The organism is Agromyces cucurbitae (genome assembly GCF_058349945.1).
Genome location: NZ_JBYRES010000002.1, coordinates 823,681 through 838,527, shown reverse-complemented (window position 1 = coordinate 838,527; position 14,847 = coordinate 823,681). Strand labels below are relative to the sequence as shown.

At 71.5% G+C, this 14,847-nt stretch carries 13 protein-coding genes; 2 read left to right on the top strand and 11 right to left on the bottom strand.

Annotated features, from left to right (window positions below; translation table 11 throughout):
• Positions 1-14: 14 nt before the first annotated feature.
• The 9 genes from AC3RJ6_RS10695 to AC3RJ6_RS10655 form a co-directional block, all read right to left on the bottom strand.
• On the bottom strand, positions 15-800 hold the full coding sequence (locus AC3RJ6_RS10695) for a glucosamine-6-phosphate deaminase (protein ID WP_491427029.1): 786 nt from the start codon (positions 798-800) through the stop codon (positions 15-17).
• Positions 785-1,753 carry an ROK family protein gene (locus AC3RJ6_RS10690; protein WP_491427028.1) on the bottom strand — a complete coding sequence of 323 codons (969 nt, stop codon included), beginning with the start codon at positions 1,751-1,753 and terminating at the stop codon, positions 785-787. The genes AC3RJ6_RS10695 and AC3RJ6_RS10690 overlap by 16 nt, the downstream gene beginning before the upstream one ends.
• Positions 1,750-3,282: a glycoside hydrolase family 3 protein gene (locus tag AC3RJ6_RS10685; protein WP_491427027.1), complete on the bottom strand. Its 1,533-nt coding sequence runs from the start codon at positions 3,280-3,282 to the stop codon at positions 1,750-1,752. Before AC3RJ6_RS10685 ends, AC3RJ6_RS10690 begins: the two co-directional genes overlap by 4 nt.
• Entirely contained in the window at positions 3,279-4,238 is a 960-nt protein-coding gene (locus AC3RJ6_RS10680; RefSeq protein WP_491427026.1) for a carbohydrate ABC transporter permease, read from the bottom strand. The genes AC3RJ6_RS10685 and AC3RJ6_RS10680 overlap by 4 nt, the downstream gene beginning before the upstream one ends.
• Positions 4,235-5,224, bottom strand: a complete 990-nt coding sequence (locus AC3RJ6_RS10675) for a carbohydrate ABC transporter permease (RefSeq protein ID WP_491427025.1) — start codon at positions 5,222-5,224, stop codon at positions 4,235-4,237. The genes AC3RJ6_RS10680 and AC3RJ6_RS10675 overlap by 4 nt, the downstream gene beginning before the upstream one ends.
• A 152-nt stretch (positions 5,225-5,376) precedes the next feature.
• Positions 5,377-6,627, bottom strand: coding sequence for an extracellular solute-binding protein (locus AC3RJ6_RS10670; RefSeq protein WP_491427024.1), 1,251 nt, complete (start codon positions 6,625-6,627; stop codon positions 5,377-5,379).
• A gap of 68 nt (positions 6,628-6,695) precedes the next feature.
• Complete coding sequence (locus tag AC3RJ6_RS10665; RefSeq protein ID WP_491427023.1) at positions 6,696-7,895, bottom strand: ROK family transcriptional regulator; 1,200 nt, start codon at positions 7,893-7,895, stop codon at positions 6,696-6,698.
• Between the two features lie 160 nt (positions 7,896-8,055).
• Complete coding sequence (locus tag AC3RJ6_RS10660; RefSeq protein ID WP_491427022.1) at positions 8,056-9,936, bottom strand: heavy metal translocating P-type ATPase; 1,881 nt, start codon at positions 9,934-9,936, stop codon at positions 8,056-8,058.
• Positions 9,937-10,038: 102 nt separating this feature from the next.
• Positions 10,039-11,256, bottom strand: a complete 1,218-nt coding sequence (locus AC3RJ6_RS10655) for an NADP-dependent isocitrate dehydrogenase (protein ID WP_491427021.1) — start codon at positions 11,254-11,256, stop codon at positions 10,039-10,041.
• 212 nt (positions 11,257-11,468) lie between these two features.
• On the opposite strand from AC3RJ6_RS10655, the gene AC3RJ6_RS10650 reads away from it, so the two are divergent.
• Together AC3RJ6_RS10650 and AC3RJ6_RS10645 are read left to right on the top strand one after the other, a co-directional pair.
• Positions 11,469-11,921 carry a GNAT family N-acetyltransferase gene (locus tag AC3RJ6_RS10650; protein ID WP_491427020.1) on the top strand — a complete coding sequence of 151 codons (453 nt, stop codon included), beginning with the start codon at positions 11,469-11,471 and terminating at the stop codon, positions 11,919-11,921.
• Positions 11,922-11,980: 59 nt separating this feature from the next.
• Positions 11,981-12,262 carry an MGMT family protein gene (locus AC3RJ6_RS10645; RefSeq protein WP_491427019.1) on the top strand — a complete coding sequence of 94 codons (282 nt, stop codon included), beginning with the start codon at positions 11,981-11,983 and terminating at the stop codon, positions 12,260-12,262.
• Between the two features lie 4 nt (positions 12,263-12,266).
• Here AC3RJ6_RS10645 and AC3RJ6_RS10640 read toward each other — a convergent pair whose 3' ends face one another.
• Together AC3RJ6_RS10640 and AC3RJ6_RS10635 are read right to left on the bottom strand one after the other, a co-directional pair.
• Positions 12,267-14,048, bottom strand: a complete 1,782-nt coding sequence (locus AC3RJ6_RS10640; protein WP_491427018.1) for a sensor histidine kinase — start codon at positions 14,046-14,048, stop codon at positions 12,267-12,269.
• Complete coding sequence (locus AC3RJ6_RS10635) at positions 14,048-14,713, bottom strand: LuxR C-terminal-related transcriptional regulator (RefSeq protein WP_491427017.1); 666 nt, start codon at positions 14,711-14,713, stop codon at positions 14,048-14,050. Before AC3RJ6_RS10635 ends, AC3RJ6_RS10640 begins: the two co-directional genes overlap by 1 nt.
• Positions 14,714-14,847 lie beyond the last annotated feature (134 nt).

Genomic DNA, 14,847 nt, shown 5'->3' with positions numbered 1-14,847 from the left:
CGATCCCGCAGGAGTCAGATGCCCTGCCAGGCCGGCTTGTTCGCCCAGGCGTGCCGGTAGTAGTCGAGGTTCGCGAGCTTCGAGGCCGCGGCCGCGTCGACGATGACCGTCGCGTGCGGGTGCAACTGGATCGCCGACCCCGGCTGGCTCGCCGAGACGGCACCCTCGACGGCGGCGGCGACCGCATCGGCCTTCGCCTCGCCGAACGCGAGCAGCACGAGGTGCCGCGCCCGCAGGATGGTGCCGATGCCCTGCGTGATGCAGTGCATCGGCACGTCGTCGGGCGAGTCGAAGAAGCGCGCGTTGTCGATGCGCGTCGGCTCCGTGAGCGTCTTCACGCGCGTGAGCGAGGCGAGCGACGAACCGGGCTCGTTGAAGCCGATGTGGCCCGTGCGCCCGATGCCGAGGATCTGCAGGTCGACACCGCCGGCGGCCGTGATCGCCGCCTCGTAGTCGGCGCCCGCGTGCTGGATCGTCGCCGGGTCGCCGTTCGGCACCCGCACGAGCTCGGGCGTGAGGCCGAGCGGTTCGACGACCTCGCGCGTGATGACCGCGCGATAGCTCTCGGGATGCCCCGCCGGGAGTCCGACGTACTCGTCGAGCGCGAACCCGCGCACGCCGCGCACGTCGATCGACTCGGCCGCGATGCGCGCGGCGAGCGCCCGATAGCTCGCGAGCGGCGTCGATCCGGTCGCGAGCCCGAGCACCGCGTCGGGCTTGTGCCGGATGAGCGAGACGATCGCGTCGGCGACCAGCTCGCCTGCGGCCGCGTCGTTGTCGACGATTACGACTTCTGCCATTGCGCAACTCCTACCAGTGCGGCGCCCACTGCCGCTGCCGGGAAACCGAGGGGGATGACCTGGACCCGCTCCGCGAGATCCAGGGAGGCGAGGAACGCCGAGTCGGCGGCCCACTCGTTCAGGATACGGCGAGTGCCCTCGACGAGCGGCGCGCCGAGCGCGGCGAGCCCGCCCCCGATCACCACGTCGTCGACGTCGGCCGTCAGCACGAGCAGCCGCACCGCCGACGCCACGCCCCACAGGAATCGCTCGCGCACCCGGATCGCCTCGGCGTCGCCCGCCTCGGCGGCGTCGAACAGCTCGCGCGCGGGCAGCTCGGCGAGCGTCGGCCACGTCTTCGCGATCGCGGAGCCCGAGGCGAACGTCTCGAGGCAGCCGCGCTGGCCGCAGCCGCATCGGTCGCCCGCCGGATCGACGGGGATGTGCCCGATCTCGCCCGCGACGCCGTGGCCGCCGCGGAGCAGCCTGCCGCCTTGCACGATGCCGGCCGCGAGGCCGGTGCCGAGGTTGAGGTAGGCCATCGACCGTTCGTCGGAGCCCGCGCGGGTCGCGGCCGACGGTGCGCCCGCGCGCCCGAGGCCCAGCAGGTGCTGCGCCCCGAGTGCGGCCGCCTTGACGTCGTTCTCGACGCGCACCTCGATGCCCAGCCGGTCGGCGAGCCGCGGCCCCAGGTCGAGCCCCTCGAGCCCGAGGTTCACGGCGTGCGCGACGCGCCCCGTCTCGTTGTCGACGGCGCCCGGGATGCCGATGCCGATCGACGTGAACGCGCCGACGCCGTGCAGCTCCGCCATGCGCTCGACCGTGCGGAGCGCGGTGGCGACGACCTCCTCGGCGCCGAAGCCCGTCGGCATGCGCACCTGGTCGCTCAGCTCCCCGCCGTCGCCGATCGCGACGGCGGCGGTCTTCGTGCCGCCGATGTCGATCCCGAGTCGCACGGCTGGGCCGATGCTCACCGGGCCGCCACCGGCGCGTGGGCGCCGTCGACGAACGCGAGCACGGCGTCGCCGACGAGGCGCGAGGCGCCGAAGGTCGCGACGTCCGCATAGGCGCGGTCGTGCGAGGGCCAGCCCATGTCGATCGTCACGACGTCGTCGCGCACCGCGCGCAGCGCGTCGATCGCGGCGCGCGCGAACTCGTGGCGGTGCAGGTCCTTGCCGACGACGAGCACGGCGCCGGGCAGCGAGGCCGGGTCGGCGAGGCCCGCGCCGTCGGCGATCGGCACGATCTCGGCGCGGCCGAGCCACGACGGGGCCGGGGCGACCGCCTCGGCGGCGAACGGCCCCCAGGGCGCGACGCCGATCGCGATGTTCGCGACGGTGTCGACGCGGATCACCGTGCCGATGCCCGATGCCCGCGAGAGGCGCTCGCGCGCGGCATCCGACACCTCGAAGGCGGCGACCACGCGCGCGATCTCCTCGTCGTCGTGCGCCGGTTCGATCACGTCGGGCGCCGCGGGGCCGGCCGGCACCGACGGCGCCGTCGCCGCGAGCGCGCGCACCCGCGAGGCGGCGTCGCGCACCCGGTCGGCTGGGAGCCGGCCGGAGGCAACGGCCCGGGCGACGGCGTCGGCGATCTCGCCGATCTGCGCGTCGCTGTTGTCGGCGCCGATGCAGAGCAGGTCGCAACCGGCGGCGAGGGCGCGCACAGCGGCTTCGGGTATGCCGTGCACGCCGCTCGCCCCCTTCATGTCGAGGGCATCACTCACGATGACGCCCTCGAACCCCAGCTCCCCGCGGAGCAGGCCGTGCAGAATACGCGGGGAGAGGGTGGCGGGGTTCTCCGCATCGAGCTGCGGGATGAGGATGTGGGAGGTCATGATCGTGCGCGTGCCCGCGGCGATCGCGGCCTCGAAGGGCACGAGCTCGCGCTCGCGCAGCGTCTCGACGGGGACGTCGACGACCGGCAGCGCGAGGTGCGAGTCGGTCGCGGTGTCGCCGTGGCCGGGGAAGTGCTTCGCGCTCGCGGCGATGCCGGTCTGCTGCAGCCCCTCGACCCACGCGGCCGAGTGGCGGGCGACGAGCTCGGGATCGGCGCCGAAGCTGCGCACGCCGATGACCGGGTTGTCGGGGTTCGCGTTCACGTCGACGTCGGGACCGAAGGTCACCGTGCAGCCGGTCGCGGCGAGGGCTCGGCCGACCTCGGCGGCGACCCGCCTGGTCAGCTCGGGCTCGTCGATGCGGCCGAGCACGGCGTTGCCCGGGAAGGGCGCGCCGCGGTCGTAGAAGAGCCGCGTGACGTCGCCGCCCTCCTCGTCGATCGCGATGACCGCCTCGGGGTTCGCCTCGCGCAGGCTCTCGTTGAGCGCGCGGAGCTGCTCGGGGTCGACGACGTTCTCGCCGAAGAGGCAGATCCCGCCGAGCCCCGCCCGCAGCCGGGCGAGCACCCACTCGGGGGCGACCGGGCCGGTGAAGGCCGGAAGCAGGGTCGTCAAGATGTCCCGGTCGAGCGCCGAGGCGCCGCCGGTCGGAGTCGCGGTGCTCATCCCTTGACGGCTCCCGACACGAGACCGCCGACCATGCGGCCCTGCACGAAGAGGAAGAAGATCACGACGGGGATGGTGATGAGCGTGGAGCCCGCCATCACGGCGCCCCAGTTCGTCGCCTCGGTCGCCGACTGGAACGAACTCAGCCACGGCGGCAGCGTCAGGTTGTAGCCCTTGAGGAGGAGGAGCGCCATCAGGAACTCGTTCCAGCTCTGGATGAACGCGAAGATGCCGGTCGAGACGAGTGCGGGCGCCATGAGCGGGAAGGTGACCTTCCAGAACGCCTTCGCCTTCGTGCAGCCGTCGATCTGGGCGGCCTCCTCGAGCTCTTCGGGCACGCCCTTGACGAAGCCGCGGAGCGTCCAGATCGTGAACGGCACGACGGCGGCGAGGTGCACGATGAACAGGCCGAGCAGCGTGTTCATGAGGTGCCAGTCATCGATCATGTTGTAGATCGTGAACATCATCGCCTCGCCCGGCACCATCTGCACGACGAGCACGGCGATGATGAAGAAGACACGACCCTTGAACACGAAGCGCGACAGCGCGATCGACGCGAGGAAGGCGAAGACCGCGCCGACCGCGACCACGCCGAGGGCGACGACGATGCTCGATCCGAGGGCGTGCGGGAAGTCGGTCTGCCCGGGGGCCGCCTCGCGCGTCCACGCGGTGATGTAGTTCTTGAACGTGAAGTCGAACGGCAGCAGGTTGGGGTTGCGGCTGATGATCTGGTTCGACGGGGTGAACGACATGTTCACCATCCAGTAGACCGGGAAGATCGAGCACACGATGATCACGAGCGCCCACAGGTTGAGGCCGAGCCGGCCGATGAGGCCCTTGCGGCGTCCGACCCTGCCACCGAGGCGGCCGCCGTCGCGGATCGTGGTCGCGGCACGGGTCGAGGCGTCGACCGAGCCGGGCTCTTCGGCGAGCTGCATTCCGGGACTGATGCTCACAGCTCGTCCTCGTCTTTCAGGGAGTTGCGGACGTTGAAGTAGGAGAGGGCCATCAGCAGGACCATCATGAACACGCCGATCGCAGCGGTCGTGCCGAACTCTCCGATCCCCTGCCGGAACAGGTAGGTGGGCAGCACGTTGGTCTCGCTCGCGAGGCCGCCCTGCTGCTGCAGCGAATACACCTGCGTGAAGATGCGCAGGTTCCAGATCGTCTCGAGCACGAGCACGGCCGTGATGACGTTGCGCATGTACGGCAGGACGATGAGCCGGAATCGCTGCCACGCACCGGCGCCGTCGAGCGAGGAGGCCTCGATGACCTCGTCGGGCACCTGGCCGAGGCCGGCGTAGAAGGTGATCGCGGCGAACGGGATGCTCTGCCACGTGACGATGAGGACGAGCACCATCATGAACGACCACGGGTTCTCGAGCCAGCCGTGGCCACGCCAGTCCTGCGTGCCCGTGATGGTGTTGAGGGCCCAGTTCACGACGCCGTAGTCGGTGTCGAACATCCAGCCCCACACGACCGTCGCGGCCAGCGGCGGCATCGCCCACGCGAACAGCAGCGAGATCGACACCGCGAGGCGCCACGCCTTCGACAGCTTCGTCATCGTGAGGGCGATGAGCATGCCGAAGACGACGATGAGGATGGTGAGCACGACCATGAGGCCGAGGCTGCGGGCGAGCACCTGGGGGAACTGCGAGTCGGTGAAGATCTCGAGGTAGTTGTCGAACCCGACGAAGTCGGGCGCGGTGCCCAGCATCTTGTTCTTGATCTCGAGGTTCGTGAACGAGGTGATGAACATCAGGATGGTCGGGTAGACGACCATCACGACGAGCAGTGCGATGCTCGGGCCGAGGAGCACCCAGGGCGCCCAGGGCAGCGGCTTCTTCTTGCGGGCGCCGGCGGGGGCGCCCTTGGGGGGACGGGGTGGCTTGGTGGTCGGCGTGCGCGGCGCTGCGTCAGGCTCGGTGAGGGTTGCGCTCATGGCTGCTCCTCTGGGTGACCGCGAGGGGGACGCGGGTATGACTGATGGTACGACTCGCGGCACCGGCGCCGCTCGTTCCGCTCCCGGCCACGGCCGGGCAGAAGAGCGGGGGCGGAGCTGTGTGGGACTCCGCCCCCGCGGGGCTCAACAGGCTAGCTGTTGAGGATCTCCTCGATCTGCTTGTCGAGGTCGGTCGCGATGGCCGTGACGTCGCCACCCTGGGCGATCTTCACCAGCGCCTCCTGGATGATCTGCGAGGCCTCGACCTCGGCCCACTTCGGGGTGGTCGGGGTGACCTTCGAGTTCTCGAGCGCGGTGGCCTGGGCCTTCGCGATCGGGGTGTCGGGCAGCGACGACGCGGCCGCCGTCAGGCCCGGGGTGAGGCCGCCCTCGGCGAGGAGCTTCTGGTAGCCCTCACCGGCCATGATGTCGAGCGCGGCGCGAGCCTGCTCGGGGTTGGCGCTCTTCGTCGCGACGGCGATGTTCGAGCCGCCCGCGAAGATCGGGGCGGTCTCGCCGGCCGTGCCGCCGGGCAGCGGGTAGGCCTGCAGGTCCTTGCCGTACGTGTCGGGGCAGCCGGGCGCCTCGGCGTCGGCCGGAGCGGTGATCGACCACTGCACCCAGGCGGGAGCCGAGAGGAAGAGGACCTCACCGGCGCAGAAGGGCACCTGCGGGTCGGTCTCGTCGCCGTCCTTGGGGGCGTTCGAGGCCTTCTCGTAGACCTGCTGCAGCTGCGTCAGGCCCTCGATGCCGCCCTCGCTCGAGAAGCCGGCCTTCCAGGTGTCGCCGTCCTGCTCGGCGATGAAGCCGCCGTGCTCCCAGACGTAGGGCAGCGCGTTGTACCAGTCGCGGCCCGGAGCCCAGATGCCCGAGACGGTGTCGGTCTTGCGGGCCTCGCCCGTCGCGACGTACTCGTCGAGCGTCGTCGGGATCGCCGTGTCGCCGAGGACCTCGGGGCTGTAGAACACGATGCGGCCACCGGCGTAGTACGGCGCGGCGTAGAGCTCGTCGTCGTAGGTCGCCGAGTCGACGAGGCCGGGCAGGTACGCCGAGCTGTCGAAGTCGTCGAGCGGGAGGAAGAGGCCCTGGTCGGCGAAGCTCGCCGTCTGGGTGTTGCCGACCTCGACCACGTCGGGCGAGTCGTTCGACTGGAGCGCGGCGGCGTAGGTGTCGCTCACGTCGGCCCAGGTCTTCTCCTCGACGGTGAGGGTCCAGCCCTCGTTCTCCGACTCGAAGGTGTCCTTGAGGTAGGCGCGGGCCTCCTTCGGGGTGTCGGAGCCGACGACCCAGACGGTGATGTCGCCGCCGTCGGCGGAACCACCGTTGTCGCCGCCGCCGGTGCTGCAACCGGCGAGCGTCAGGGCAGCTGCGGCGCCGAGGGCCACGATGCCGAGTTTCCGCATTTCTTTTCCTTTCATGGGGGTTGGGCGGTCAGCGGGGGTTCGCTGTCACCCTTGGTGCCTGAGGTCTCTCACGAGACCCCGAGTTGTCCGGAGAGGACCATGACGGCCGCGCCGCGGAGGACGACGTCCTCCGCCTGCTCGGACATCCGGAGCCTCAGATCACGGTTGACGACCGCCATCGTCCGCTGCCGGAGGGTGTCGACGGCCGCGTCGTGGAACGGGCCGTCGAGCAGTTCGGCGGGGCCGCTGAGCACGACCTCCGTCAGATTGAGGGCGCCGACCACCGGCGCGAGCACGATCGCGAGCCGGCGGCCCGCCTCGCGCAGGATCTCGTCGCGCGCCGCGCGGACCGCGGCGGGGTCGCCCGCGAGCGCGTCGAGCTGCTCGGTCAGGCGGGGCACGGCGAGCCACGCCTCGAGGCAGCCGTCTTTTCCGCACGCGCAGCGGGGGCCGCCGTCGGTGCCGACGACGACGTGGCCGATCTCGCCGGCCGCGAAGCCGCCGCCGATGACCGGGCGGCCGCCGACGATGAGGCCGGCGCCGACGCCGTGGCCGATCTTGATGAGCAGCAGGTCGTCGAGCGGCGTCGCGCCGTGCTCGGCGAGCACCGCGACGTTCGCGTCGTTGGCCACGTGCACGGGCAGGTCGGTGCGGGCGGTGAGGCGCGCCTGGAGGGGCAGGTCGAACCAGCCGAGGTTCGGCGCCGATCGCACGACGCCGAGCGGGTCGACGACACCGGGCGAGCCGACGCCGATGCCGAGCACGGGCGCCGTCGCGAGGCCGAGCAGCCGGTCGACGATCGACTCGACGAGCGCGACGGCCTGCTCGCCCGTGGCGCCGGCGCGTGCGAGTTCGACGCGCTCGAGGATGCCGCCGTCGAGCGAGCTCACGACGCCGCGGAACACCTCGTGCTCGGAGAGGTCGAGCCCGATGATCTGGAACGCGCCGCGGTCGACGTCGATGATCGTCGCGGGCTTGCCCGGGCGGACGCCCTCGCGCTGCCCGAGCTCGACGACGAGGCCCTCGGCGATGAGCTCGGCGACCAGGTCGGAGACCGTGACGCGCGTCAGCCCGGTCTCACGGGCGACGTCGGCGCGGCTCTGCGCGCCGGCCGTGTAGAGCGTCTGCAGGACGAGGGCGCGGTTGTGGCTGCGCGCGTGCTCGGGCAGCACCTTGCTCGTGGGGCGGAGCGCCCGCGACCTGGTGAAGATCGGCGCGCCAGCGAAGGGCACGGTGAGCAGGTCGACCGAATGCGGCTCGGAAGGCACCACCGAGGTGGTGGGCGTCGGCTCCGTGGTGACCGGGCCTCGCTGTGCTTCCGTAGCAGTCACGTTTGTTAGTAAACATTACGAACAAACCTCGCGCAAGTGTTCGTCCCAGATTTCTCGGCGCGTTACCGAGTTGTGACGGTGGGTGCGTGCGTGCGGCTCACGCCTGCTGCGAGACCGGCGCAGATGCCGCGGCCGGCGTCTCGCTCGAGGCATCCAGCCGGCCGCCGATGGCGCGCAGCGCCGCGAGGATCGCGATCAGGTCGACGACCTCCTGCAGCAGCGCCCCGATCGTCGCGGGGATCACGCCGAAGGCCGCGATCGTCATGAGCCCGACGCTCACGATGATGCCGATCCAGATGCTCTGCAGCGCGATGCGCACGGTGTCGCGACCGATCTCGACGGCCTTCGCGGTGCGCGAGATGTCGTCGACGAGGATGACGGCCGAGGCCGACTCGCTCGCGGCCGTCGCCCCCTTCGCCCCCATCGCGATGCCGATGTCGGCCGCGGCGAGCACGGGCGCGTCGTTCACCCCGTCGCCGACCATGATCACCGGGCGCGCGGCCACGGCCGCGACCTCGCGCACCTTGTCGGCCGGCAGGCACTCCGCCCGCACGCGGGTGATGCCGAGCTCCGCGGCGATGTGGTCGGCGGTCGCCTTCGCATCGCCCGTGAGCATCATCGTGTCGTGCACGCCGAGCGCGTCGAGGCGTTCGAGGGTCGCCCTGGCGTTCTCGCGCAGGCGGTCGCTCGCGAGCAGCGCCCCCGCGTACCGGCCGTCGACCGCGACGTAGACGGCGAGCTCCCCGGGCGCGATCGCGGTGCGCTCGGCCTCGGGCGCGCGCGACTGCACGAAGGCGAACTTGCCGACGACGACCTCGCGGCCGCCGATCGTCGCGACGACGCCGTTCGTCGCCTCCTCGCGGGCGGCATCCGCCTCGGCGAGCGTCAGCCCGCGAGCGCGGGCCGCCTCGATCATGGAGGCCGCGAGCACGTGCGACGAGTACTGCTCGGCCGACGCCACGAGCCCGAGCAGCTCGTCCTCGACGAATCCGTTCTCGGGCCGGATCGCGACGAGCGTGGGCTCGCCGTGCGTCAGGGTGCCGGTCTTGTCGAACACCGCGGTCTTCGCCGCCGCCAGCGACTCGAGCACTCCGCCCGACTTCACGATGACGCCGTTTCGGGCGGCGCGGCTCATGCCGCCGATGAACGCGACCGGCGCGGCGATGAGCAGCGGGCAGGGAGTTGCGAGCACGAGCACCTCGGCGAACCGCACGGGATCGCCCGACGCCCACCAGGCGACGCCGGCGAGCGCGAGCGAGAACAGCGTGAACGGCACGGCGTACCGGTCGGCGAGCCGCACGACGGGCGCCTTCGACTCGGCCGCGCCGGCGACGAGCGCGACGATCTGCTGGTACTGGCTGTCGGCCGCGGTCGCGGTGGCGGTGATCTCGACGGCGGACTGCCCGTTGACCGCGCCGCTCAGCACCGCGTCGCCCGCGTGCTTCTCGACCGGCACGCTCTCACCGGTGATCGACGACTCGTCGAAGGAGGCCTCGTGCGAGCGCAGTTCGCCGTCGACCGGCACGATCTCGCTCGGGCGCACGAGCAGCACGTCGCCGACGACGACCCGGTCGACGGGCACCTCGACGAGCTCGTCGCCCTCGACGCGGTGCGCGAGCTGCGGCGACCGGGTCAGCAGGGCGTCGAGCTCGCGCTTCGCCCGGCGGTCGGCGTAGTCCTCGAGCGCCGCTCCCCCGGTGAGCATGAGCACGACGAGCAGCGCCGCCACGTATTCGCCGACGAGCACGGTCGCGACGATCGCGGTCACCGCGAGGATGTCGAGCCCCCAGTGCCCGCGCAGGATGTCGCGCACCATCTCCACCGCCTGCCACGCGGCGATCGCGAGCGCGTAGCCGCTGAACAGCCACTGCACGGCCGCGCCGGCGCCCGAGAGGGCGAGCACGATGCCCACGAGTCCGATTCCGAGGGTGAGGGTCACGACCCAGTACCGGCGGGCGAGCTTCAGGAGTCGAGCCATGCGTCCATCCTGCCCCGGACACGGCCCGGACACGACGAAGGGGGCGGATGCATCCGCATCCGCCCCCTCCGTGAGCCGCCGCGTTCGCGGCCGGCCGTGCGCTTACGCGCCGAGGCGCGCCTTGAGGTTCGCGTCGATCGTGTCGAGGAACTCCTCGGTCGTCTGGTAGCCCTGCTCGGGGCCGACGAGGAGGGCGAGGTCCTTCGTCATCGCGCCCGACTCGACGGTCTTGATGACCACGTCTTCAAGGGTCGCAGCGAAGTCGATGAGCTCCTGGTTGCCGTCGAGCTTGCCGCGGTGCGCGAGGCCGCGCGTCCAGGCGTAGATCGAGGCGATCGGGTTCGTCGAGGTCGGCTTGCCCTGCTGGTGCTGGCGGTAGTGGCGGGTGACGGTGCCGTGCGCCGCCTCGGCCTCGACGACCTTGCCGTCGGGCGTCGCGAGCACGCTCGTCATGAGGCCGAGCGAGCCGAAGCCCTGCGCGACGGTGTCGGACTGCACGTCGCCGTCGTAGTTCTTGCACGCCCAGACGTAGCCGCCCTCCCACTTGAGCGAGGAGGCGACCATGTCGTCGATGAGGCGGTGCTCGTAGGTGAGGCCGGCGGCGTCGAACTGCTCCTTGAACTCGGTGTCGAACACCTCCTGGAACAGGTCCTTGAAGCGGCCGTCGTAGGCCTTCAGGATGGTGTTCTTCGTCGAGAGGTACACCGGGTAGTTGCGGGCGAGGCCGTAGTTCAGCGAGGCGCGCGCGAAGTCCTTGATCGACTCGTCGAGGTTGTACATGCCCATCGCGACGCCGGCGCCCGGCGCCTGGAACACCTCGAACGACTGCGGCTCCGAGCCGTCCTTCGGGGTGAAGGTCATCGTGAGGGTGCCCTCGCCCTCGAAGCGGAAGTCGGTGGCGCGGTACTGGTCGCCGAACGCGTGGCGGCCGACGACGATCGGCTTGTTCCAGCCGGGAACGAGGCGCGGGATGTTCGAGATGATGATCGGCTCGCGGAAGATCACGCCGCCGAGGATGTTGCGGATGGTGCCGTTCGGCGAGCGCCACATCTTCTTGAGGCCGAACTCCTCGACGCGGGCCTCGTCGGGGGTGATGGTCGCGCACTTGACGCCGACGCCGTGCCTCTTGATCGCGTTGGCCGCGTCGACCGTGATCTGGTCGTCGGTCTCGTCGCGCTTCTGGATCGAGAGGTCGTAGTACTCGAGGTTCACGTCGAGGTACGGGTGGATGAGCTGGTCCTTGATGGCCTGCCAGATGATGCGGGTCATCTCGTCGCCGTCGAGCTCGACGACCGTGCCTTCAACCTTGATCTTGGACAAGTTGAGTTCTCCTTGGATCTCTCGGGGAATTGAGGAAGTCTCGTGGGGCGGATACGCCACCCGCCAGCTTACCGTGTCACCCAGACTGTCTCGACATCGAGATAACCGGGATGCCTCGCCCGGCGGTCGGGCGGGCGACCCCGGTCGGCTCAGGGTCGTCTCAGGGTCATCCCGGCTACCGTGGCGCCGGATCGACGGGTTAGCCTTGGCGCATGGCTGAGCTGAGACTGGAAGAACTGTCCGCCTCGAACATCGTGGCTGCGAACACGCTGTCGCTGAAGCCCGGCCAGGAGCAGTTCATCGCGCCCGTCACCTACTCGGCCGAGGCGTCGGTCGTGAATCCGCAGACGGCGTGGCAGCGCGTCGCCCTGCAGGGCGACAAGGTCGTCGGCTTCATCCACGGCAACTTCGACCCCGACAACGTGCACGAGGAGTTCCGCGCGTGCATCTGGCGCATCAACGTCGACGCCGAGGTGCAGGGCAAGGGCGTCGGCCGGTTCCTCACCCGCGCCCTCGCCGAAGAGGCCAAGCGCCGCGGCTTCGACCGCATCACCGTGCTGTGGGAGCCGGGCGAGCTCGGACCCGAGAAGTTCTTCCACCGGGTCGGCTTCGTCGATGTGGGCGAGACCCAGTACGGCGACGTCATCGGGGCGATCGAGCTCTGAGCCCGATCCCTCCGTCCGGCGAGCACGCCGACGAGCCGGTCGACGGCTTCGTCGCGGCGGTGCTCGTCGTGGTCGCCGACATCCCTCCGGGCTGCGTCGCGACGTACGGCGACGTCGCCGCCCTGCTCGGCTCGCGCGGCGCGCGCGCGGTCGGGCAGGTGATGGCCAGGTACGGGTCGGATGCCCCGTGGTGGCGCGTCATCCGCGCCGGCGGCCGGCCGCCCGCCGGCCATGCCGAGCGCGCCCGGGAGCACTACGAACGAGAGGGCACCCCGATCGTCGAGACCCGCGACGCCGACGGCTATCGCGTCGACCTCGCCGCGGCGCGCTGGCGTCCCTGAGCGTTCAGTCCGCCCGGGCGACCGGGATGCGGATCGTGATCGTCGTGCCCGCCCCCGGCGGGCTCTCGACCGAGACCTCCCCGCCGACCGCGTCGACGCGGTCGCCGATGCCGACGATGCCGCTCCCCTCGGGTGAGGCGCCGCCGACCCCGTTGTCGCGCACGACGAGCTCGAGCACGCCGTCGACGAGATGGGCGCGCACCCACCCGCGGGTCGCCTGCGCGTGCTTGGCGATGTTGGCGAGCGCCTCCGCGACGGCGAAGTAGGCGGTCGACTCGACGACCTCGGGCAGCCGGCCCTCGGCCTGCACGTCGATCTCGACGGGCACCGGGCAGCGCCCGGCGAGCTCGGGCACGGCGAGCGCGAGCCCGCCCGACGACAGCAGTGACGGGTGGATGCCGTGGGCGAGCTCTCGCAGCTCCTTGAGCGCGTCGTTCAGCATCGCGATGTTGCCGTCGAGCTCGACCCCGAGCGGCTCGACCCCGCGGTCGCGCGCCTCGTTCGCCGCGAGCCGCAACCGCATGCCGAGCGACACGAGGTGCTGCTGGGCCCCGTCGTGCAGGTCGCGCTCGATGCGTCGGCGCGCCTCGTCGCCGGCCTCGACGATGCGGGCGCGCGACTGGCGCACCTGCTCGAGCGTGCGCTCGATCTCCGACCGGAGTCGGCCGTTGTCGACCGAGAGCCTGAGCGCGCTCGACACCCCGTCGAGCAGGCGCATGTTGTCGGTGAGCACCCGGTCGTGCCGGATGAGTGCGATCGGCATGCCCGTCGGCGAGGCCACCGGCAGCAGGCCGTGGTCGCCGTTGCGATCGGCTGGATCGTGCACGATGGGTTCGCCCGAGGCATCCGCATAGCGCCCGCGCTCCTCGTCCCACCAGTAGACCCGCACCGAGGCGTCGCGCAGGGTGCGCGCGAGCGACTCGGCCCAGAGCCCGCGGTCGGCGCCCTCGCGCGTGATGCGCATGAGGTCGGCGACGCGGGCGCGCATGTTGCGGGTGTGCGCGATGCCGGCGACGAAGCTCACCGGGATCGACGCGATCGCGACGAGCGAGACGGTCGCGAGCACCTGGTCGGACGTGCCGGAGGTCGCGTAGGTGACCGCCTGCGCGGCGAGCGTCGTCGCCCACGCGAACAGCGCGAGCGGCATCAGGAACGCGACCGTGCGGGCCGGCACGCTGCCGCGCACCCAGCGCACGAGCAGGCGGCCGGCGATCACGAGCGCCAGCAGCACGCCGATGAGGCGGTAGCCGATGTCGATGACGGCGTACACCGCGGGGGCGTCGGCGACGTGGTACGGGTTCGGCGCGCAGTCGCACAGCGCCTCGGGCGGCGGCGCGAGCAGCACCGTGCCGAGCAGGAACACGATCGAGGCGGTGACCGCGATCGTCGCGATCACCCGGTCGGTACGGTCGGCGAGGCCGCCGCGCGGGTAGAGCAGCACGAGGATGCCGGTGAGCAGTCCCCACCAGAGGTGGACGCCGTAGAGGAGCGGCCACACCCACGCGAGGTCCTCGACGACGCGGAGGAACGCCAGCGGGATCCACAGCACCGGGAACAGCACCATGAGCCGTGCGGGCGCCCGCGAGGGCCCGATCGCCCAGGCGACGCCGGCGCATGCGGCGAACACGAGCGGCACGATCGCGTGCAGGGTCGTGTAGCTCACCTCGGGGCGTTCGGCCGGGGGCGTCGCGATGAAGCCCGTGACCTCCATCGTGAGGCTGAGCGCGACGACGATCGCGATCGTGATGCTGCGTCTGACGATCCGGCCCTTGCGGCCGGGAGCCATCACCTCGCGCCGAGGAGCGTCAGCACCGCGAGCACGCGCCGGTGGTGCTCGGGTGACTCCTCGAGGTCGAGCTTCTGCAGGATCGACCTGACGTGCGTCTCGACCGTCTTGAGGCCGAGGAAGAGCGTCTGGGCGATGCCGCCGTTCGAGTACCCCTGCGCCATCAGCTCGAGCACCGAGCGCTCGCGCTCGGTCAGCCGCGACAGCGGGTCGTCGGCGCGCGTGCGGTGCACGAGCTGCTCGACGACCTCGGGATCGACGACCGAGCCGCCCGAGGCGACCGTCTCGACGGCGCGCACGAGCGTCTGCGGCTCGGAGACGCGCTCCTTGAGCAGGTATCCGGTGCCGCTGCCCGCGCCCATGACGCGCAGGGCGTACTCGGGCGTCGCGTACATCGACAGCAGCAGCACGCCGATGGTCGACCCGCCCGCCCGCAGCTCCTCGAGCGCGAGGATGCCCTCGTCGCGGAAGCTCGGCGGCATGCGGATGTCGAGCACCGCCGCGTCGATGCCGCCCGCGCGCACGACCTCGACGAGCTCGTCGCCGGTGCCCACGGAGGCGACGACCTCGAGCCCGCCGCCCTCGAGCACCTTCGCGATGCCCTCACGCAGCAGCAGCGCGTCGTCGGCGATGGCCACCCGCAGCGGCCGGGATGCCTCGACCATCGCACCTCTCCTTCAAACGGGCGCAGGCGACCGAACGGACGCCCCCGCCTGACTCGACGGTAGCGCGTTCGTCGCTCGGCGCGCTCCCCCGGTTCAGGGGGTACCCGGATCCGGGCGGGGCCCGCGACGTGGAA